Below are 20,314 nucleotides of genomic sequence, written 5' to 3'. Positions count from 1 at the left end.
CCGAAGGGAGGTTTTTCACCAGAATCCTCTCATTTCAATTCCCTCCCGCTCTGACATCTATACTTATCCTTTTGAATTTATTTTCTCATGGGAGGAGTCATGCGCTGGATCTTGTTCATCTTTGTTTGTCTGCTGAGTCTTCCGGCTCAGGCGGTGACAATACCTGGCGTCACCTCGCCAACGTCAACCAACGCACAAGCCGCGCCAACGAAAGAGCCGGATGTTGAACAGAAGAAAGCGGCCTACGGCGCACTGGCGGATGTGCTGGAAAATGACGCCTCGCGGAAGGAACTGATCGATCAGTTACGCAAAGTGGCGACAGCGCCCCCTGCCGAGCCGGTGCCAACCATTGTTCCACCCACATTAACAGAAGAAAAAACGGTGCTGGAAAACGTCACGGATGTCACACGGCACTACGGTGAGGCGCTCTCCAGCCGCTTTGCCCAACTTTATCGCAATATTACCGATGCACCGCACAAGACCTTTAACCCGCAAACGTTCACCAATGCCCTGACTCATTTTTTAATGCTGGCGGCGTCAGTGTTCGGGTTTTACTGGCTGATCCGCCTGTGCGCGCTGCCGCTGTATCGCAAAATGGGGCAATGGGCGCGGCGGAAAAACCGCGAACGCAGCAACTGGCTGCAGCTTCCAGCAATGATCGTTGGCGCATTCATTATTGATTTGCTTCTGCTGGCGCTGACATTGTTTGTCGGGCAGATACTGAGCGACAGAATGAACGCCGGCAGTCGCACCATCGCCTTTCAGCAAAGCCTGTTTCTCAATGCCTTTGCCCTGATTGAGTTCTTCAAAGCCATTCTGCGTCTGATATTTTGCCCAACAGTGGCCGAACTGCGTCCGTTTAACATTCAGGATGCCGGTGCGCGCTACTGGAATCGGCGTTTGAGTTCATTAAGCAGTTTGATTGGTTACGGGCTTATAGTTGCCGTTCCCATTATCTCCAATCAGGTCAATGTGCAGGTCGGCGCGATGGCCAACGTCATCATCATGCTGTGTATCACGCTATGGGCGCTGTACCTGATTTTCAGAAACAAGAAAGAGATAACGCTGCATTTACAGAATCTGGCAGAAAGATCGTTAGCTTTTTTCAGCCTGTTTATCCGCGCCTTTGCGTTGGTATGGCACTGGCTGGCCAGCGCCTACTTCATTGTGCTGTTTTTCTTTTCACTGTTTGATCCGGGCAACAGCCTGAAATTCATGATGGGCGCTACGCTGCGCAGCCTGGTAATCATTGGAATTGCCGCCTTTGTTTCCGGCATGTTTTCCCGCTGGATAGCCAAAACTATTACCCTTTCGCCACACACCCAGCGCAACTATCCGGAACTCCAAAAGCGGCTGAATGGCTGGCTGTCGACGGCGTTAAGCGTGGCCAGGATCCTGACGGTGTGCGTTGCGGTCATGCTGCTATTGAATGCCTGGGGACTGTTCGACTTCTGGAACTGGCTGCATTACGGCGCAGGAGAAAAAACGGTGGATATTCTGATCCGTATCGCGCTGATTTTATTCTTCTCCGCCATCGGCTGGACGATCCTCGCCAGCCTGATTGAAAATCGCCTGGCTTCCGATATTCATGGCCGCCCGCTACCCAGCGCTCGTACCCGAACCCTGTTGACGCTGTTTCGCAACGCGCTGGCGGTGATCATCAGCACGATCACCATCATGATTGTGCTGTCGGAAATTGGCGTTAATATCGCCCCATTGCTGGCCGGGGCCGGGGCGCTGGGGCTGGCAATCTCTTTCGGCTCGCAAACGCTGGTAAAAGATATTATTACCGGGATTTTTATTCAGTTTGAAAATGGCATGAACACCGGCGACCTGGTGACCATCGGTCCACTCACCGGTACGGTTGAACGAATGTCCATTCGTTCTGTGGGCGTGCGTCAGGACACCGGGGCGTACCATATTATTCCCTGGTCATCGATAACGACCTTCGCCAACTTTGTGCGTGGAATTGGATCGGTCGTCGCCAATTACGACGTAGACCGCCATGAGGATGCGGATAAAGCGAATCAGGCGTTGAAAGACGCGGTTGCTGCGGTGATGGAAAAAGATGATATTCGCGGGCTGATTATCGGCGAACCGTCGTTTGCCGGGATTGTAGGATTAACCAATACGGCATTCACGCTACGGGTCTCGTTTACCACCTTACCGCTGAAGCAGTGGACGGTACGTTTTGCGCTCGACAGCCAGGTGAAGAAATACTTCGATCTGGCCAAAATACGCGCCCCGGTACAGACGTATCAAGTGTTACCTGCACCAGGGAATGGCCCTGCGTCGGCGGCAAGCGAACCGCTACCGCCAACCGAGCCAACGCTTTAGCGTTTACGCGCCATAAAACGACGACGCTGATCGTTATCCATAAAGGTCCAGGCAATAAAGCGACTCTGCTTTTGTCCCTGGGCCATCTCTTTCTTGACCACTTTCACCGCGCCCGCATCCGTTAATGCATGGTACAGCGGAGGCAAGTTCTCACCGCGCGACACCAGCGTGGTGAACCACATCACCTGGCGACCAAAGGCCTGGCTTTCAGCAATCATTTTCTTGATGAACGCCACTTCACCGCCTTCACACCACAGCTCCTGCTGCTGTCCGCCAAAGTTCAGCGCATCGTCTTTGTCCTGTCCCAGATTACGGCGTTTGCGCTCGCTTCCGGCACGGGCTGAGGCCGCAGAATCATGGAATGGCGGGTTACATAATGTGGCTTCATACTGCTCATTTTTGTGAATGATGCCGTTGAAGATTGCCGTTGCATCTTTCTGGCGACGCAGACGAATAGCACGGGTTAATCCCGGATTGGCGTTGACGATCGCCTGAGCGCTGTTAAACGCTTCGCTACTGGTTTCACTACCCGTGAATCGCCAGCCATATTCATGCACGCCGATCAGTGGATAAATACAGTTTGCCCCCACTCCCACGTCCAGCACGCTCGCATTTGCCGGAATGGTTCCGCTGGTTTCACCCAACAGGTCGGCCAAATGGTGTATGTAGTCAGCACGACCAGGCACCGGCGGGCACAGAAAACCATCTGGAATATCCCAGTTTTTCACCGCATAAAAATGCGCCAGCAGTGCTTTATTGAGCGCCTTTACTGCCTGCGGATTCGCGAAATCAACACTCTGCTCACCGCCGGGCGTGAGGGTGAGAAATTGCGTCAGCTCGGGCGTAACCTGGCATAAAGTCGCAAGATCATAACGGCCATTGTGGCGGTTGCGTGGGTGTAATCCCGGTTTCTGGGCGGACATAGCATTCTCCTTTTAACAGCGGCGTAAGATACCCGCATAACGCCACGCGGTAAACACACACAACAAGGAAATTTGATTTTTTACACCTGTTTGACGCCTTGCTGATTGTTCAAAAAACAGACAGTTCATCACCAATTTTTTGCGGTAAATGTCATCCGCTGACGACCTAAACTTATCAGGCACACCTGTTGTTTTTCAGAGGACATCACCATGAAGAAATGCCTCACATTACTTGCTGCTACCGTACTTTCCGGCATGACATTTGCCTCCTTTGCTGCACAGCCCAACACTAGCCCTGCAACCGGTCAGCTACATGCTTCCGGCACCGTATCCGCTACCGGCGCCTCTAATCTGAGCGACCTGGAAGACAAGCTGGCGGAGAAAGCGAAAGAGCAAGGCGCAAAAGGCTTTGTCGTTAATTCTGCAGGCGGTAAAAATCAGATGTACGGCACCGCAACCATCTATAAGTAACCCCTTCTCAGCCCAACTGCATTCATCCCGAATGCAGTTTTCTGCGCGCTGTTCACTTCATTGCAGTTCAATTTGTAATCAATATGTTGGCATTTTGAATCCAATGTAAATAAATGTATTTATTTTTGAATTAATGAATGCTAAAACGTCGCACTGATTAGTAATGCTTATCAAAATCATTATCAATTACACATTCATTTCCGCGAGGCCTGCAGGGTATAACATCCATAGAGATGTCCCTTCGCGCGAGTGAAACCGTCCACTCAAAAAATAATAAGTCACTCATTAACATGGATAAAAATCGCAACTTGCCGTCCAGTAGCTTTCACTCACTGACTTTTTTTGCCGGTCTGTGCATTGGCCTGTCCCCTATAGCTCAGGCTGTCGCTGCGGACGACCAGGATAAAAAACAAGAAGACACTCTGATCGTTGAAGCGGCCAAACCTTCGCTGTACGCCCCAACACAGTCTGCCGACCCTAAATTCTCCCGTCCGGTGGCGGATACAACCCGCACCATGACGGTGATTTCTGAGCAGGTGATTAAGGATCAAGGCGCAACAAATCTGACCGACGCGCTGAAAAACGTCCCGGGCGTTGGCGCATTTTTCGCCGGTGAGAACGGTAACTCCAGCACCGGTGACGCGGTTTACATGCGTGGTGCGGATACCTCGAACAGTATTTATATCGACGGTATCCGTGATATTGGCAGCGTCACGCGCGACACCTTCAATACCGAACAGGTGGAAGTAATCAAAGGTCCTTCCGGTACCGACTATGGACGTAGCGCACCGACTGGCTCTATCAATATGATCAGCAAACAGCCACGCACCGACTCAGGAATCGATGCATCGGCCAGCGTCGGTAGCGCCTGGTTCCGCCGTGGTACGCTGGACATTAACCAGGTCATCGGCGAGACCACCGCCGCACGTTTAAACCTGATGGGTGAAAAAACGCATGATGCTGGTCGCGATAATGTTAAGAATGAACGTTACGGTGTGGCCCCCTCTCTCGCTTTTGGCTTAGGGACTGAGAACCGACTGTACCTGAACTATCTGCATGTCACCCAACACAACACGCCGGATGGCGGCATCCCTACCATTGGCCTGCCGGGATACTCCGCACCTTCTGCGGGGACTTCTGCACTGAATCATTCAGGCAAAGTGGACACGCATAATTTCTACGGTACCAACTCGGATTATGACGATTCGACAACCGATACCGCGACGATGCGTTTTGAACATGACCTGAACGACAGCACCACTATTCGCAACACCACCCGCTGGTCGCGCATTAAACAGGATTATCTGATGACGGCGGTGATGGGCGGCGCGTCTAACATCACCCAACCCACCAGCAGCGTCGACAGCTGGACCTGGTCACGCCTGGCAAATACCAAGGATGTCAGCAATAAGATCTTGACCAACCAGACCAACCTGACCTCAACGTTCTACACGGGATCCATCGGTCACGACATCAGCACCGGCGTGGAGTTGACGCGCGAAACACAAACCAACTATGGCGTGGCGCCGATCACCCCACCACCGGTGAATATCTATCACCCCGACAGCAATGTGAATATCGGCGGATTGTCTCGTAACGGCGCCAACGCTAACGGGCAAACAGACACCTTCGGTGTATACGCTTTTGATACGCTACAAATTACCCGTGAATTCGAGCTGAACGGTGGTATTCGCCTCGACAATTACCGCACGGAATATGACAGCGCCACCGCTTGTGGCGCTTCCGGTCGCGGCGCAGTCGCGTGCCCGACAGGCGTGGCCAAAGGTTCCCCGGTCACCACTGTGGATACAGCCAAATCAGGCAATCTGGTGAACTGGAAAGCTGGCGCGCTGTATCACCTGACCGATAACGGTAACGTGTACATCAACTATGCCGTTTCTCAGCAACCGCCGGGCGGCAGCAACTTTGCTCTTGCTCAGGGCGGCAGCGGTAACAGTGCGAACCGTACCGATTTCAAACCGCAGAAAGCGAAAACCAGCGAGATCGGCACCAAATGGGAGGTGCTGGATAAGCGCCTGCTGTTAACCGCCGCGATTTTCCGCACAGATATTGAGAATGAAGTTGAGCAGAACGACGACGGTACCTATTCCCAGTACGGAGAGAAACGCGTTGAAGGCTACGAGCTCTCGGTAGCAGGTAACATCACTCCCGCATGGCAGATTATTGGGGGTTACACCCAGCAACGCGCGACCATCCACAGCGGTAAAAACGTTGCTCAAGATGGATCCTCTTCCCTGCCATATACACCGGAACATGCATTCACGCTGTGGAACCAGTATCAGGCTACCGATGATATCTCCGTTGGCGCAGGCGCTCGCTACGTGGGCAGTATGCATCGCGGTTCCGACGGTGCGGTGGGTACGCCATCCTACACTGAAGGTTACTGGGTCGCTGACGCCAAACTGGGCTATCGCGTGAATCGCAATCTCGATTTCCAGCTAAACGTCTATAACCTGTTCGACACCGATTATGTATCTTCCATAAACAAGAGTGGATACCGCTATCATCCGGGCGAGCCAAGAACTTTCCTGCTCACCGCCAATATGCATTTCTAATCCATCGCGTGGGGCGTAAGCCCCACTTTCAGGAGAAACACTGATGATGTACCACATTCCCGGCGTTCTGTCGGCGCAGGATGTAGCCTGGTTTCGCGAACAACTGGACGCTGCCGACTGGGTTGATGGCCGCGCAACCACCGGCGCTCAGGGGGCGCAGGTTAAAAACAACCAGCAGGTGAATACGCAAAGTGAACGCTACGGCGTTTTACAACAGGCGGTACAGACTGCGGTAAATAACAGCGCGCTTTTCTTCGCCGCAGCACTACCGAAAACGCTCTCCACACCGCTGTTTAATCGCTACCAGGACAACGAGACCTACGGTTTTCACGTTGACGGTGCGGTGCGTAGCCATCCGCAAAACGGCTGGATGCGCACGGACCTTTCCGCAACTTTATTCCTGAGTAACCCGAATGATTATGAAGGGGGAGAACTGCTGGTCAATGATACTTACGGCCAGCATGCGGTGAAGCTTCCGGCAGGCGATCTGGTGCTTTACCCTTCCAGCAGCCTACATTGCGTCACGCCAGTGACCCATGGCGTTCGTGTAGCGTCTTTTATGTGGATACAGTCGATGGTCCGTGACGACAAAAATCGCGCCATGCTTTTTGAACTGGATAAAAACATTCAATCCCTGAAGGCTCGCCATGGGGAGAGCAGCGAGATCCTGTCATTACTCAATCTCTACCATAACCTGCTGCGTGAATGGTCTGAAATCTGATACTGCTGGCGCGTGGTCGTTTTTCAACCATCACCTTCGCTATACTTAGTCTGTAGACATCAGCAGGAGGTACACATGGCATCCGGATGGGCAAATGACGACGCGGTTAACGAACAGATCAACAATACTATTGAAGATGCTGTTGCCCGCGTTCGCGGTGAGTTACCGACGGGGGAAAGTCTGTATGAATGCGAAGAATGCGGCAATCCTATCCCTCAGGCCAGACGTGAGGCCGTGCCAGGGGTACGCTTATGCATCACCTGCCAACAGGATAAAGATTCACATAACTCAGCATTTTCAGGATATAATCGCAGGGGTTCGAAAGACAGCCAGCTACGTTGACTTATCTTTACCAAAAGTTTCAGCGCATACGATTTCCTTTACGAGCACGCTTTTTTGCACCCTGTGTAGCAAAATGTGCCGTTGTCGCCTTCTCTGTAAAGCGCAATGACAAGAACTGTAAATCCCTTACTCGAATTTATTAATATTCAATAAGTTATTTGTCATTCAATTTTTTTGATTGATGTCGTCAATTCTATTCGATTTTCTCTCACCAAAAAAAACGTGATACTTATCACATCGACGGAACAACGTCTTCTTAAAGAACACTGACTAACAGAACAACCCTGCGAGAGATTAATCATGAAAAATATCAAATTTGCTGTTGCTGCCATCGCCCTGTCTACCCTGTCATTTGGCGTTTTCGCTGCCGAGCCGGTTTCCTCTACTCAGGCGCAAAACATGAACAAAATTGGAGTGGTATCTGCTGACGGCGCCACTACGCTGGACGGACTGGAAGCCAAACTGGCTGAGAAAGCGAATGCTGCTGGCGCAACTGGGTACAGCATCACTTCTGCTATCGGCAAAGACAAAATGAGCGGCACCGCGGTTATCTATAAATAACCGAAAGATTACCTGTACGACCCAATGCTCCAACCCTCATTGACCCTGTTTGTTACCCTTTGTTTGCCCGTCCGCCACTGGACGGGCTTTTTTTTGCCTATTGTTTCAGCCGTTGACAGAATTCCTGCAACACGGCGTCTGGCATCCCAATTTGCAGTGCCGCCTCACAAATCGCTTGCCAACTTCCGGCATCCAGCGGAATACCGTGTTCCAGCCGTTCCTCGCGAGTATTCACCTCCCACTCCCCAGGCAACAGGATCGGGGCATCTTCAGCATGCGGCGACGCTTTCACCCACTCAGCAAATGCCGCGACCTGGTTGTCGCAGTCCGGCGCGCCGAACAGTTGTGGATTCATAATGATGGTGGTCATACAGTTAATGATGGCGTCCGCGCTGGTCTGCAGGCTCTCTTCATGTGTGGTTTTACCGCCAGAAAGCGCACCGCCCATAATTTCGCACATCGCCGCCAGCGCATACCCCTTGTGCTCGGCAAAGGTCAGCAACGACCCCAGCGGAGAAACCTGCATTACCGCAGGATCGGTAGTGGGAACACCCGCCACATCAATCAGGCATCCTGGAGCCACCGGCTCGCCCTTATGCCATGCCACACGGGTTTTGCCAAACGCGATGGCGCTGGTTGCATAGTCCAGCAACAGTGGGAAGGTATTTTTACGCGGGAATACGACGCAGAAAGGATTGGTGCCAAAACGGCTATCGCGCCCATGAAACGGTGCGACCATCGGGATCCCCACCACATTCACAAAATGCACCGAGACAAAACCTGCCGCCGCACATTGCTCCGCCCAGTAGCCAATACGGCCGATATGGTGCGAATTATGTAATGCCACGGCGGCGATTCCGTACTGACGCGCTTTTTCGATTCCAAGCGTGATTGCCTCGTGCGCCGCCACCTGACCAAACGCACAGTCGCCGTCAAGCGTAATCACCGCCCCCGCATCTTTTACCACTTTGGCATGACGGTTGATCTGCAGATGCCCCTGCGAGAATGAACGAATATAGCTTGGGATCATACCGATGCCATGGGAGTCGTGACCGGCGAGGTTAGAGGCTATCAGATGGTCGGCCACCAGCCGCGCCTCCTGATCATTGCTTCCCATCTGATGAAAAACGGCCTGGATAAAGGCGTGCAGCGTTGGCACATGGAAGCGATGTCCACTGTTCATTGTTATCTCCTGTTGTGTCGCGTGTTTGTTGTGTTTCTTATTTTTCAACAAACTATGCTGCGCCACGGTGCGCTGGAGGTCAATAAACGTGCAGAAATTTCACATTGCCGAAAAGAGAGAACCGACGGGCCAGGCAACAGGCCCGTCGGGATAACAAATGGTTTAGAAACTTTGCTCGACGCGGGCAAGTCCTTCAGCCAGTGAGGCGGACTCACCGGTTGCCACCAGGCAGCAGGCCATCTGGATTTTCAACGATGCCGGAACAGGCTCACTGCCAGCCAGACAACGCTCAATCCAGCGCGCGGTGGTTTCCGGATCTTTTGCTACCGGTAGCGGTACCGGCTCGTCAGGCATCTCGCTCTGTCGGTCTTGTAGCACTCGCACACCGGATGAATCTATCAGGCTTATCTGCGGGCAGCGCTGCGGGTTGGCATACACTTCGCCCTCGGTACCATGCATCAACAGGCCGCGCCCACCGATATCGCCGAAGAACTTCGCCACGCGCGAAACATATTCCGGGTGGGACACGCTGGAAAGACGCAGCGCGGCATCTTCAGCAAACGGCGTGGCTAATTTAGCCAGCGTATGTGCACTGTTACGCACCCCCATGCGCCAGCGCATCGCCAGCTGTTTCTCCAGCGGAGGGCACAGCGCGCTCACCGGGATGAACACCGGCTCATGACCATCCAGCTTTGCCTGCGCCTGCCCGGCATGCAGCGTTGGCGTAATCCCCATCAGTTCGAAAATGGTTTCAGTCAGTACGCGGGTTGGATCCTCGCTGACGCCGTGCACCACCACCGGAAAACCGAGTTTATGCAGTAAAATCGCCAGCAGCGGAGTCAAATTCGCCTGCTTGCGCGCGCCATTGTAGCTGGGAATGACAATCGGCATGGGTTTGGTTACCGGCGGAGTCAGGCGAATGGTGTGGTTTTGCATCGCTTCGTAAAAGCCCAGCATCTCCGCTTCACCTTCGCCCTTGATACGTAGCGCAATCAGTACCCCGCCCATCTCAAGGTCAGGTACGTCGCCGTTCATCATATGGGTATACAGTCCGCGAGCAGTATCCTTATCCAGGTCACGCGCGTGATTTTTTCCTCGCCCAATCTCTTTAATGATTTTGCGGTAATCCATCGATAACTCCTTGCCTGTTGCTCGCATCGTTAACGCCGACGGCGGCGCGTGGGTTTCGCTTTTTCTTTTGGTTTTACTATAACGTCTGGCACAGCAGGTTGCTCTATCGGAAATATGGGTAACGCGTTCAGTAAACGCTTGCCATAGCTTTTGGTCAATAAACGCTTGTCATAAATAACCACTTCTCCCCAGCAGCCATGGCTACGGATGAGTCGCCCAACCTGCTGGATCAAATTGAACGACGCCGCAGGCAGGCTCTGCACCTCGAAGGGGTAGCGGTTCAGACTTTTCAACCACTCGCCCTCAGTGATCACCACCGGGCTGTCGATAGGCGGAAAAGCAATTTTGTGAATATGCACCTGAGTCAGCAGGTCGCCTTTCAAGTCCAGACCTTCAGCAAAAGATTGCAGCCCAACCAGCACACTGCGCTCGCCGTTGGTCACCCGTTTGCGGTGCAACTCCACCAGACGGTAGCGCGGCTGATCGCCCTGCACCAGCAACAGCAGGCGCAGATCGGTAACATGCTCAAGAAAACGCTGCATCGCGCGACCGCTGGCAAAGAGTACCAGCATGCCCTGATGCTTTTTACTCTCCAGCTGTTCGCGAAAATAGGCGGCCATTTCCGCGATATGCTGCTCTTCGTTATCAATTAACGGTTCGTAGCGCATCTGCGGAATGACTATTTTGCCCTGTTCAACGTGATTAAACGGTGAATCCAGCGCGACAAACCGGTCCCCTGCTTTTTCTTTCAGACCGCTCATCTCCTGCAAACGTGAGAAGCTGTTGAGCGAGCGCAGCGTTGCGGAAGTGACAATAATATGCGGGACGCTACGCCACAGCAGTCGTTCGAGCTGATCGCTCACACGGATCCCCACGCAGTGGAACCAGACGTGGATCTGCCCGTCACGCACCTCGCGCGTCGCCCATTTACTCACCGGCGCGCCTGACGATTGCGCGAGCGATGCCAGCCGCCACAGTTTGCTTTGCGCCTCAAACATGCCCAGCGCCCGGTTCATCTGCAAAATAACCCGATGCAGACGCACGATATCGTGAGTGCCGGTTTTTTCGCTGAGATCGTTGAGGAACAGTTCCGCCAGACCGCGCAGCATTTCTGTTAGCTTTGCCAGACGCTGACAAATCTCCATCACTTCCGTAGGCAATTCGCCCATCGCGAAGCGGTGTTCTGCCTCCTGGGTAGCGGGCATATACAGATTAAGAATGTTATTGAGCGATGAAATCAGCTCATACAGTTCCTCACAGTGACCGTTCAGACGCTCGGCATTTGCCAGTGGCGGCGTGGTCTTCGGGCGAAACTGCTCCAGGCAGGTAGCCACTAATTTGCAAAATAGATCCAACTGAAGTCGATACCAGGGGGCGCTGATTTCTGCGCTCATCTCCAGCGCATCGCGCGCGACATCCGGCAAATGGTGGCCTTCATCAAGTACCAGCAGTAGGTTTTTCGGCTCCGGCAAAACGGCTTCGCTTTCCATGGCCGCCATTACCAGCGCATGATTAGCCACGACCACTTCAGCTTCCTGAATCTCCCGGCGGGCAACAAAAAAAGGGCATTCACGATAGTAGTGACAGTTGCGATTCAGACAGCTGGCTTTATCGGTGCTCAGACGCTGCCAGAGTCCGTCGTCGATAGCGATATCGGTGTGGTCGCGCAGCCCGTCCCACTTGTAGCTGTCGAGATCGCCTTTTAGCCTGGCGCAGCGCTTTTGTTCTTCCTGGTTGTTGGGCGTCAGTTCATCGTCGAGAAAAGCCAGCAGATCCTGCTGATTGGGTTCAGTGCTGGCCAGCGCCGCTAAGTTACGCGGGCAGACATAGCGTCCGCGACCAAACGCAGCGGTAAAACGCAGGTCGGGGATAATTTTGCGCAGCAGCGGTAAATCTTTGCTGTAGATCTGGTCCTGCAAAGCGACGTTGGCGGTACTGACCACCAGCGTTTTTTGTTCTTCACGCGCGATGGCAATACCAGGAATCAGATACGACAGGGTTTTCCCCACTCCGGTCGGTGCTTCAATCGCCAGATGCCGCCCTTCTTCCCCGGAGAGCGTTTTCGCGACGTCAGCAATCATCTGCCGCTGCGGCGCACGGGGGATAAAGTCGGGGATCTGTTCCTGAAGCGCCTTGTACCAGGCGGCGATTTGCGCTTTTAGCGCGGCGGTAAGTGCCATGAGAAAACCTGAAATACTGTATAAACAGCCACTATTGTGGCACTTTCTATCCCGTGTCGCAAAAAGAAAAGCCCGACCTTTCGGCCGGGCTCGCAATTACTGCGCTGCAGACGGTTTGCGCGGACGGCGCGGTGGACGAGGCTTGTCACCTGCCGGTTTGCCTTCGCCATTACGCGGCTTCGCTTTTGGCGCTCCGCCATCCTGACGACGCGGCTGCTGTCCACGCCCTGCTCCGCCCTGCCCACGACCACCGCCGCCGCCACGCTGCTGACGACCGTTCTGGATCGGCTCAGCTTTAATGGACGGGTCTGGTTCATAGCCTGGCGTTGCAATACGCGGGATCTCTTTTTTCAGCAACTTCTCGATGTCACGCAACAGCTTGTGTTCATCGACGCACACCAGAGACAACGCTTCGCCGGTAGCGGCCGCACGACCGGTACGACCAATGCGGTGCACGTAGTCTTCCGGGACGTTTGGCAGCTCGTAGTTCACCACGTGCGGTAACTCTTCAATGTCCAGACCTCGCGCGGCAATGTCGGTCGCTACCAGCACGCGAATATCACCGGATTTAAAATCAGCCAGCGCACGCGTACGCGCACCCTGAGATTTATTACCGTGGATAGCCGCACTGCGGATGCCGTCTTTATTCAGCTGCTCTGCCAGATGGTTCGCGCCATGTTTGGTACGGGTAAACACCAGCACCTGCTGCCAGTTGCCCTGACCAATCATCTGCGACAGTAGTTCGCGTTTACGTTTTTTATCAACGAAATGAACGTGCTGAGTAACCTGCTCTGACGCGGTATTACGACGCGCCACTTCGATTTCCAGCGGGTTGTGCAACAGTTTTTCGGCCAGCGATTTAATGTCATCAGAGAACGTTGCCGAGAACAACAGGTTCTGACGTTTTGCCGGCAGTTTTGCCAGAACGCGACGAATATCGTGAATAAAGCCCATATCCAGCATGCGGTCAGCTTCATCCAGTACCAGGATCTCAACCTGATCAAGTTTCACCGCATTCTGGTGTTCCAGATCGAGCAAACGACCCGGAGTAGCGATCAGCACATCTACGCCGCCACGCAGCTTCATCATCTGCGGGTTAATGCTGACGCCGCCGAAGACCACCAGCGAGCGAATATTCAGATACTTACTGTAATCACGGACGTTTTCGCCAATCTGGGCCGCCAGTTCGCGGGTTGGCGTGAGGATCAGTGCACGAACCGGACGACGGCTTTTACCATGCGGCTGATTGGTGATCAGGTGCTGCAACAGCGGCAGGGTAAAACCTGCCGTTTTCCCCGTACCGGTCTGGGCACTAGCCATCAGATCGCGGCCTTCCAGCACGGCAGGAATAGCCTGCTGCTGAATAGGGGTAGGTTCACGGTAACCCTGCTCGGCAACGGCACGTAAAATTTCAGGGTTTAAACCAAGGGAATCAAAAGACATAACAACTCCGAACCGCCCTGACCGTTACCGGTGTCGTTTTCAGGGAGATACATACAATAGAGATGACAAAAACCACAATGTCATGAAGGGGCGGAGTGTAGCAGTTTTTGTGATGTGCCGCATAAATTATCCCTTCACTGGAAAATAACGCTCCGGACTGGACAAGGCTGCACATCAGTCATAATCTTAATCAATCGATTGATTAAGATCAGAGTCGTGCCATGAATACACCCACCATGACAACCAAAGGTGAACAGGCGAAGAACCAGCTCATTGCCGCCGCATTGGCGCAATTCGGTGAGTATGGTCTGCACGCCACGACGCGCGATATCGCTGCACAGGCCGGGCAAAACATTGCGGCTATCACCTACTATTTTGGCTCAAAAGAGGATTTATATCTCGCCTGCGCCCAGTGGATTGCGGATTTTATCGGTGCACAGTTTCGCCCGCACGCTGAAGAGGCCGAGCGTTTATTCGCCCAGCCTGAGCCGGACCGTGGCGCGATGCGCGAACTGATCCTGCGCGCCTGCAAAAATATGATCATGCTGTTAACTCAGGACGACACCGTTAACCTGAGCAAATTTATCTCGCGCGAACAGCTTTCCCCCACCGCGGCTTATCAACTGGTGCACGACCAGGTTATCAATCCGCTACATACACATCTGACGCGCCTGATTGCCGCCTATACGGGCGGCGATGCCAATGATACCCAAATGATTCTGCACACCCACGCCATACTCGGCGAGGTGCTGGCTTTTCGTCTGGGGAAAGAAACCATTCTGTTGCGTACAGGCTGGTCACAATTTGATGAGGATAAAACCGCGCTGATTGACCAAACGATCACCTGTCACATCGATCTTATTCTGCAAGGTTTAACGCAAAGGAGTCTGGAGTCATGAAAAAACCTGTCGTTCTCGGGCTGGTTATCGCGGCCCTCGTTGCCGTGATTGCCGGTGGAACGTGGTGGTATCAGAGTCGGCAAGATAACGGCCTGACGCTATACGGCAATGTCGATATCCGTAGCGTCAACCTGAGTTTTCGTGTCGGCGGCAGGCTGGCCTCGCTGGCGGTTGACGAAGGCGATGCGATTACCGCCGGTCAGGTGCTGGGTGAACTGGACCGCGCACCGTATGAAAACGCATTGATGCAGGCAAAAGCCAACGTTGCCGCCGCACAGGCACAATACGATCTGATGCTGGCAGGGTATCGCGAAGAAGAGATCGCGCAAACCGCGGCGGCAGTCAAACAGGCACAGGCCGCCTATGATTACGCGCAGAACTTTTACAATCGGCAGGTCGGATTGTGGAAAAGCCGCACCATTTCAGCCAACGATCTGGAAAACGCCCGTTCATCTCGCGATCAGGCGTTAGCTTCGCTGAAATCCGCACAGGATAAACTCACGCAGTATCGCAGCGGTAATCGTGTGCAGGACATCGAGCAGGCAAAAGCCACGCTCGAACAAGCTCAGGCCGAGCTGGCACAGGCAGAGCTGAATTTGCATGACACCACGCTGACCTCGCCGTCTGACGGCACGCTTCTCACCCGTGCAGTTGAACCCGGCAGCATGCTGAACGAAGGGGGCACGGTACTGACGCTGTCGCTCACGCGTCCGGTATGGGTTCGTGCTTACGTTGACGAACGAAATCTGAGCCAGGCGCAGCCAGGACGTGAGATCCTGCTCTATACCGATGGCCGCCCGGACAAACCGTATCACGGCAAAATCGGCTTCGTTTCTCCTACCGCCGAATTTACCCCGAAAACGGTCGAGACTCCTGACCTGCGTACCGACCTGGTTTATCGCCTGCGAATTGTGGTGACCGACGCGGACGATGCGCTGCGTCAGGGAATGCCGGTAACGATAAAGTTTGGCGATGAGGCACGGCATGAATGACGCCGTCATTACGCTTAAAGGGCTGACGAAAAACTTTGCCGGAATGGAAAAACCGGCCGTCGCCCCGCTCGACTGTACCGTTCATGCAGGCTACGTGACCGGGCTTGTCGGGCCGGACGGCGCGGGCAAAACTACGTTGATGCGAATGCTGGCGGGATTATTAAAACCTGATGCCGGAAGTGCTGAAGTGATTGGTTTTGACCCCATCAAAGACGACAGCGCACTACATGCGGTGCTGGGCTATATGCCGCAGAAATTTGGTCTGTACGAAGATTTAACCGTCATGGAGAACCTCAATCTCTATGCCGACTTACGCAGCGTCACCGGTGAAGCGCGAGAAAAAACCTTTGCCCGACTCCTGGAATTCACCTCGCTGGGACCATTTACCGGACGACTGGCTGGCAAGCTTTCTGGCGGCATGAAGCAGAAGCTCGGGCTTGCCTGTACGCTGGTTGGCGAACCTAAAGTGTTGCTGCTGGATGAGCCAGGCGTAGGTGTCGACCCCATTTCCCGTCGCGAACTGTGGCAAATGGTCCACGAGCTGGCCGGGGACGGCATGCTGATCCTCTGGAGTACGTCGTATCTGGATGAAGCAGAGCAATGCCGTGATGTGCTGCTGATGAACGAAGGTGAACTGTTATACCAGGGCGATCCCACCCAGCTTACGCAAACCATGGCAGGTCGCAGCTTCCTGATGAGCAGTCCACAGGAAAACAACCGCCGACTGCTGCAACGCGCGTTAAAACTGCCGCTGGTCAGCGACGGAATGATTCAGGGCAAATCCGTCCGTTTAATCCTGAAAAAAGAGGCTACGGCTCAGCAGATCCAAAACGCTGACGGCATGCCGGAGATAACCATCAACGAAACCGCACCCCGCTTCGAAGATGCCTTTATCGATTTACTCGGCGGAGCCGGAACATCGGAATCCCCGCTGGGCGCTATCCTGCATACCGTGGAAGGCACGCCTGGCGAAACGGTGATCGAAGCCAAAGCGCTGACCAAGAAATTTGGCGATTTTGCCGCTACCGACCACGTAGACTTTGCCGTGCAGCGCGGCGAGATATTTGGTCTGTTAGGACCCAACGGCGCTGGCAAATCCACCACCTTTAAAATGATGTGCGGCCTGCTGGTCCCCACTTCCGGCAAAGCGCTGGTGCTGGATATGGACCTGAAAGTTAGCTCCGGTAAAGCGCGTCAGCATCTGGGCTATATGGCGCAGAAATTCTCCCTGTACGGTAACCTGACGGTTGAACAGAATCTGCGCTTTTTCTCCGGCGTCTACGGCCTGCGCGGTCGGGCGCAGAAAGAGAAAATCGATCGTATGAGCGAAGCATTTGGCCTGAAGAGTATCGCTTCCCATGCCACCGATGAACTGCCGCTGGGATTTAAGCAGCGTCTGGCGCTGGCCTGCTCGCTGATGCATGAACCCGACATTCTGTTCCTTGATGAACCCACTTCCGGGGTCGATCCCCTCACCCGTCGTGAGTTCTGGTTGCATATCAACAGTATGGTGGAAAAAGGCGTCACGGTGATGGTGACCACCCACTTTATGGATGAGGCAGAATACTGCGATCGCATCGGGCTGGTGTATCGCGGCAAACTGATAGCCAGCGGTACGCCAGACGACCTGAAGGCTCAGGCTGCCGACAGCGACACGCCGGACCCGACCATGGAACAGGCGTTCATCACGCTAATCAATGACTGGGATAAGGAGCATACGCATGAGTAACTCCGCTCTCTCCTGGCGTCGCGTCCGCGCGCTGTGCGTGAAAGAGACGCGCCAGATCGTCCGCGATCCCAGCAGTTGGCTGATTGCGGTGGTGATCCCGCTGCTGCTGCTGTTTATCTTCGGCTACGGGATCAACCTCGACTCCAGCAAGCTGCGGGTAGGGATTTTGCTCGAACAGCAGAGTGAAGAGGCGCTGGATTTTACCCATACCATGACCGGTTCGCCGTATATTGACGCAACCATCAGCGATAATCGCCAGGAACTGATTGAGAAAATGCAGGCCGGGCGCATTCGCGGTCTGGTGGTGATCCCAGTGGATTTTGCCCAGCAGATGGCGCGACCTAACGATGTCGCCCCGATCCAGGTGATCACCGACGGCAGCGAACCGAATACCGCCAACTTTGTGCAGGGTTATGTCGAAGGCATCTGGCAAATCTGGCAGCAACAGCGGGCAGAAGATCGTGGGGAATCGTTCAAACCTTTGATCGACGTGCAAACCCGCTACTGGTTTAACCCGGCGGCCATCAGCCAGCACTTTATTATTCCCGGGGCGGTCACCATCATCATGACGGTGATTGGCGCCATCCTCACCTCATTAGTGGTGGCGCGCGAATGGGAGCGCGGCACCATGGAAGCGCTGCTGTCGACAGAAGTCACCCGCGTCGAACTCCTACTGTGCAAACTAATCCCGTATTACTTTCTGGGCATGCTGGCGATGCTGCTGTGTATGCTGGTGTCGGTGTTTATTCTTGGCGTGCCCTACCGCGGCTCGTTGCTGATCCTGTTTTTCATTACCAGCCTGTTTCTGCTCAGTACACTCGGTATGGGGTTGCTTATTTCCACCATCACCCGCAACCAGTTTAACGCCGCGCAGGTTGCGCTGAACGCCGCCTTTCTGCCCTCGATTATGCTGTCGGGATTTATCTTCCAGATAGACAGCATGCCCGCGATTATCCGGGCGGTAACCTACATTATTCCGGCGCGTTATTTCGTCAGCACCCTGCAAAGCTTGTTCCTGGCGGGCAATATCCCGGTGGTGCTGATTATCAACGTGCTGTTTTTAATCGCTTCGGCGGTGATGTTTATTGGCCTGACGTGGCTTAAAACCAAACGTCGGCTGGATTAAATTCGTGTATGGATAATTGTAGCCGTAGGCCGGATAAGGCGTTCACGTCGCCATCCGGCATTATGCCTGATGCGCTTAGCTTATCAGGCCTACAAACTGGACTGAGAGGACAGGCATGTTTCATCGCTTATGGACATTAATTCGCAAAGAGCTGCAATCGCTATTACGCGAACCGCAGACGCGAGCCATTCTGATTTTACCGGTGCTGATTCAGGTTATCCTGTTCCCGTTCGCGGCAACGCTGGAAGTCACCAACGCCACTATCGCTATCTATAACGAAGACAACGGTAAACATTCGGTTGAGCTTACCCAGCGCTTCGCCCGCGCCAGCGCCTTTACGCATGTTCTGCTGTTGAAAAGTCCGCAGGAGATCCAGCCCACCATCGACACGCAAAAAGCCCTGCTGTTGGTGCGTTTCCCGGCCAATTTTTCGCGTAATCTGGATACCTTCCAGCAGGCTCCCATGCAGATTATCCTCGACGGACGTAACTCCAACAGCGCGCAAATTGCCGCGAATTACCTGCAACAAATCGTTAAGGAGTATCAGCAGGAGCTGATGGACGGCAAGCCGAAACCGAACAACAGCGAGCTGGTGGTGCGTAACTGGTATAACCCGAATCTGGATTACAAATGGTTTGTGGTTCCGTCGCTGATCGCCATGATCACCACCATCGGCGTAATGATCGTCACCTCGCTCTCGGTTGCCCGCGAGCGCGAGCAAGGCACGCTGGATCAACTGCTGGTTTCCCCGCTTACCACCTGGCAGATTTTTATCGGTAAAGCGGTGCCTGCGTTAATTGTGGCAACTTTTCAGGCCACCATTGTGCTGGCGATTGGTATCTGGGCTTATCACATTCCGTTTGCCGGTTCATTGGGGCTGTTCTATTTCACAATGGTGATTTACGGGCTGTCGCTGGTCGGCTTTGGTCTGCTGATTTCGTCACTGTGCGCCACCCAGCAGCAGGCGTTTATCGGGGTGTTTGTGTTTATGATGCCGGCGATTTTACTCTCGGGCTATGTCTCACCGGTAGAAAACATGCCGGTCTGGTTGCAGAATCTGACGTGGATAAACCCGATCCGCCATTTTACGGACATCACGAAACAGATTTACCTGAAAGATGCGAGTCTGCAGATTGTCTGGGGAAGCTTGTGGCCGCTATTAGTGATAGCGGCCACGACCGGATCAGCGGCGTATGCGATGTTTAGACGCAAGGTGATGTAGCTTTTTGTCTTTCGCCAGCAGCGAGACCACGGCGGGTCCGGCAAGGATGACCAGCCCCGCCAGTGCCAGCAAGACATTGTTTTGCAGCACGCGTGACAGCAGCCACAGCACGATCATGGCGGCACCGAAATACCACGTCGTGGTCAACTCTTCCAGCACATCAGCCACGTCGCGCCAGCGCTGTTCGTGGTGACGTTGCAATGCAAGCATCAATAAAACGGTAACGCCGTACACGACGCACAATCCCAGGCCGACATGCACCAGTCTGCCGCTCATCCAGCCCATTACCAGCAACGCCACTACCAGTAAATGCAACACTATCTGCCAGCAACTTAGACCCGTTGCGACACGAACACGTTGTTGCCACCTCATGGCTATTCTCCTGAAGGATTTTCGACTAATTGTTCAGAGTACCGGACTTTACGGAAAATTCCGTAACACCGCATCTTTTTGTGACGACGACTACACTATTTTATTT

At 53.9% G+C, this 20,314-nt stretch carries 17 protein-coding genes; 11 read left to right on the top strand and 6 right to left on the bottom strand.

Annotated elements, in window-relative coordinates; translation table 11 throughout:
• Window positions 1-99: 99 nt before the first annotated feature.
• Entirely contained in the window at window positions 100-2,337 is a 2,238-nt protein-coding gene (gene ybiO / locus OGY13_RS03130; RefSeq protein WP_103015136.1) for a mechanosensitive channel protein, read from the top strand.
• Here ybiO and rlmF read toward each other — a convergent pair.
• Complete coding sequence (gene rlmF, locus OGY13_RS03125; RefSeq protein WP_048226015.1) at window positions 2,334-3,260, bottom strand: 23S rRNA (adenine(1618)-N(6))-methyltransferase RlmF; 927 nt, start codon at window positions 3,258-3,260, stop codon at window positions 2,334-2,336. The two genes, ybiO and rlmF, sit on opposite strands and share 4 nt — an antisense overlap.
• Before the next feature lie 210 nt (window positions 3,261-3,470).
• On the opposite strand from rlmF, the gene mcbA reads away from it, so the two are divergent.
• From mcbA to ybiJ, 5 genes are all read left to right on the top strand, one after another.
• Window positions 3,471-3,731: a DUF1471 family periplasmic protein McbA gene (mcbA, locus tag OGY13_RS03120; RefSeq protein ID WP_048235782.1), complete on the top strand. Its 261-nt coding sequence runs from the start codon at window positions 3,471-3,473 to the stop codon at window positions 3,729-3,731.
• 290 nt (window positions 3,732-4,021) lie between these two features.
• Complete coding sequence (locus OGY13_RS03115; protein WP_060683740.1) at window positions 4,022-6,307, top strand: catecholate siderophore receptor Fiu; 2,286 nt, start codon at window positions 4,022-4,024, stop codon at window positions 6,305-6,307.
• Between the two features lie 43 nt (window positions 6,308-6,350).
• On the top strand, window positions 6,351-7,028 hold the full coding sequence (gene ybiX / locus OGY13_RS03110; protein ID WP_048214623.1) for a PKHD-type hydroxylase YbiX: 678 nt from the start codon (window positions 6,351-6,353) through the stop codon (window positions 7,026-7,028).
• A 75-nt stretch (window positions 7,029-7,103) separates the two neighbouring features.
• The gene (locus OGY13_RS03105; protein ID WP_213752078.1) at window positions 7,104-7,370 is read left to right on the top strand and encodes a DksA/TraR family C4-type zinc finger protein; all 267 of its coding nucleotides are present in this window, start codon (window positions 7,104-7,106) and stop codon (window positions 7,368-7,370) included.
• A gap of 300 nt (window positions 7,371-7,670) precedes the next feature.
• Complete coding sequence (ybiJ, locus tag OGY13_RS03100) at window positions 7,671-7,931, top strand: DUF1471 family protein YbiJ (RefSeq protein WP_003831561.1); 261 nt, start codon at window positions 7,671-7,673, stop codon at window positions 7,929-7,931.
• A 97-nt stretch (window positions 7,932-8,028) separates the two neighbouring features.
• On the opposite strand, the gene OGY13_RS03095 is transcribed toward ybiJ, so the two are convergent.
• From OGY13_RS03095 to rhlE, 4 genes are all read right to left on the bottom strand, one after another.
• Entirely contained in the window at window positions 8,029-9,114 is a 1,086-nt protein-coding gene (locus tag OGY13_RS03095; RefSeq protein ID WP_048226018.1) for a malate/lactate/ureidoglycolate dehydrogenase, read from the bottom strand.
• Between the two features lie 162 nt (window positions 9,115-9,276).
• The gene (gene ybiB / locus OGY13_RS03090; protein ID WP_048214626.1) at window positions 9,277-10,245 is read right to left on the bottom strand and encodes a DNA-binding protein YbiB; all 969 of its coding nucleotides are present in this window, start codon (window positions 10,243-10,245) and stop codon (window positions 9,277-9,279) included.
• Window positions 10,246-10,274: 29 nt separating this feature from the next.
• The gene (gene dinG, locus OGY13_RS03085; RefSeq protein ID WP_103284924.1) at window positions 10,275-12,425 is read right to left on the bottom strand and encodes an ATP-dependent DNA helicase DinG; all 2,151 of its coding nucleotides are present in this window, start codon (window positions 12,423-12,425) and stop codon (window positions 10,275-10,277) included.
• 96 nt (window positions 12,426-12,521) lie between these two features.
• Window positions 12,522-13,868, bottom strand: a complete 1,347-nt coding sequence (rhlE, locus tag OGY13_RS03080) for an ATP-dependent RNA helicase RhlE (protein WP_060682506.1) — start codon at window positions 13,866-13,868, stop codon at window positions 12,522-12,524.
• Window positions 13,869-14,089: 221 nt separating this feature from the next.
• On the opposite strand from rhlE, the gene cecR reads away from it, so the two are divergent.
• The 5 genes from cecR (at window position 14,090) to OGY13_RS03055 (ending at window position 19,836) form a co-directional block, all read left to right on the top strand.
• A complete protein-coding gene (gene cecR / locus OGY13_RS03075) occupies window positions 14,090-14,767 on the top strand; it encodes a transcriptional regulator CecR (RefSeq protein ID WP_003831550.1) in 678 nt (225 codons plus the stop codon).
• Entirely contained in the window at window positions 14,764-15,759 is a 996-nt protein-coding gene (hlyD, locus tag OGY13_RS03070) for a secretion protein HlyD (protein ID WP_008784196.1), read from the top strand. The genes cecR and hlyD overlap by 4 nt, the downstream gene beginning before the upstream one ends.
• Window positions 15,752-17,488, top strand: coding sequence for an ATP-binding cassette domain-containing protein (locus OGY13_RS03065; protein WP_060682507.1), 1,737 nt, complete (start codon window positions 15,752-15,754; stop codon window positions 17,486-17,488). Before hlyD ends, OGY13_RS03065 begins: the two co-directional genes overlap by 8 nt.
• The gene (locus tag OGY13_RS03060; protein ID WP_003831545.1) at window positions 17,481-18,614 is read left to right on the top strand and encodes an ABC transporter permease; all 1,134 of its coding nucleotides are present in this window, start codon (window positions 17,481-17,483) and stop codon (window positions 18,612-18,614) included. The genes OGY13_RS03065 and OGY13_RS03060 overlap by 8 nt, the downstream gene beginning before the upstream one ends.
• Window positions 18,615-18,729: 115 nt before the next feature.
• Entirely contained in the window at window positions 18,730-19,836 is a 1,107-nt protein-coding gene (locus OGY13_RS03055) for an ABC transporter permease (RefSeq protein ID WP_008784194.1), read from the top strand.
• Here the strand turns inward: OGY13_RS03055 and OGY13_RS03050 are convergent.
• Entirely contained in the window at window positions 19,798-20,208 is a 411-nt protein-coding gene (locus OGY13_RS03050) for a YbhQ family protein (protein WP_003831542.1), read from the bottom strand. The genes OGY13_RS03055 and OGY13_RS03050 overlap by 39 nt on opposite strands.
• Window positions 20,209-20,314 lie beyond the last annotated feature (106 nt).

This window comes from Citrobacter sp. Cpo045, assembly GCF_030332875.1.
Taxonomy (GTDB): domain Bacteria; phylum Pseudomonadota; class Gammaproteobacteria; order Enterobacterales; family Enterobacteriaceae; genus Citrobacter; species Citrobacter portucalensis.
Note: the sequence above shows the minus strand (reverse complement) of the source record. Positions and strands in the feature narration are given on the sequence as shown.

What these genes read in the sequence shown, in the direction of transcription:
- OGY13_RS03065 (WP_060682507.1), top strand. Translation starts at nt 15,752, where the DNA reads ATGAATGACGCCGTCATTACGCTTAAAGGGCTGACGAAAAACTTTGCC.
- OGY13_RS03050 (WP_003831542.1), bottom strand. Translation starts at nt 20,208, where the DNA reads ATGAGGTGGCAACAACGTGTTCGTGTCGCAACGGGTCTAAGTTGCTGG.
- ybiO (WP_103015136.1), top strand. Translation starts at nt 100, where the DNA reads ATGCGCTGGATCTTGTTCATCTTTGTTTGTCTGCTGAGTCTTCCGGCT.
- OGY13_RS03055 (WP_008784194.1), top strand. Translation starts at nt 18,730, where the DNA reads ATGTTTCATCGCTTATGGACATTAATTCGCAAAGAGCTGCAATCGCTA.
- ybiJ (WP_003831561.1), top strand. Translation starts at nt 7,671, where the DNA reads ATGAAAAATATCAAATTTGCTGTTGCTGCCATCGCCCTGTCTACCCTG.
- rlmF (WP_048226015.1), bottom strand. Translation starts at nt 3,260, where the DNA reads ATGTCCGCCCAGAAACCGGGATTACACCCACGCAACCGCCACAATGGC.
- rhlE (WP_060682506.1), bottom strand. Translation starts at nt 13,868, where the DNA reads ATGTCTTTTGATTCCCTTGGTTTAAACCCTGAAATTTTACGTGCCGTT.
- ybiX (WP_048214623.1), top strand. Translation starts at nt 6,351, where the DNA reads ATGATGTACCACATTCCCGGCGTTCTGTCGGCGCAGGATGTAGCCTGG.
- OGY13_RS03105 (WP_213752078.1), top strand. Translation starts at nt 7,104, where the DNA reads ATGGCATCCGGATGGGCAAATGACGACGCGGTTAACGAACAGATCAAC.
- ybiB (WP_048214626.1), bottom strand. Translation starts at nt 10,245, where the DNA reads ATGGATTACCGCAAAATCATTAAAGAGATTGGGCGAGGAAAAAATCAC.
- hlyD (WP_008784196.1), top strand. Translation starts at nt 14,764, where the DNA reads ATGAAAAAACCTGTCGTTCTCGGGCTGGTTATCGCGGCCCTCGTTGCC.
- OGY13_RS03095 (WP_048226018.1), bottom strand. Translation starts at nt 9,114, where the DNA reads ATGAACAGTGGACATCGCTTCCATGTGCCAACGCTGCACGCCTTTATC.
- OGY13_RS03060 (WP_003831545.1), top strand. Translation starts at nt 17,481, where the DNA reads ATGAGTAACTCCGCTCTCTCCTGGCGTCGCGTCCGCGCGCTGTGCGTG.
- cecR (WP_003831550.1), top strand. Translation starts at nt 14,090, where the DNA reads ATGAATACACCCACCATGACAACCAAAGGTGAACAGGCGAAGAACCAG.
- mcbA (WP_048235782.1), top strand. Translation starts at nt 3,471, where the DNA reads ATGAAGAAATGCCTCACATTACTTGCTGCTACCGTACTTTCCGGCATG.
- OGY13_RS03115 (WP_060683740.1), top strand. Translation starts at nt 4,022, where the DNA reads ATGGATAAAAATCGCAACTTGCCGTCCAGTAGCTTTCACTCACTGACT.
- dinG (WP_103284924.1), bottom strand. Translation starts at nt 12,425, where the DNA reads ATGGCACTTACCGCCGCGCTAAAAGCGCAAATCGCCGCCTGGTACAAG.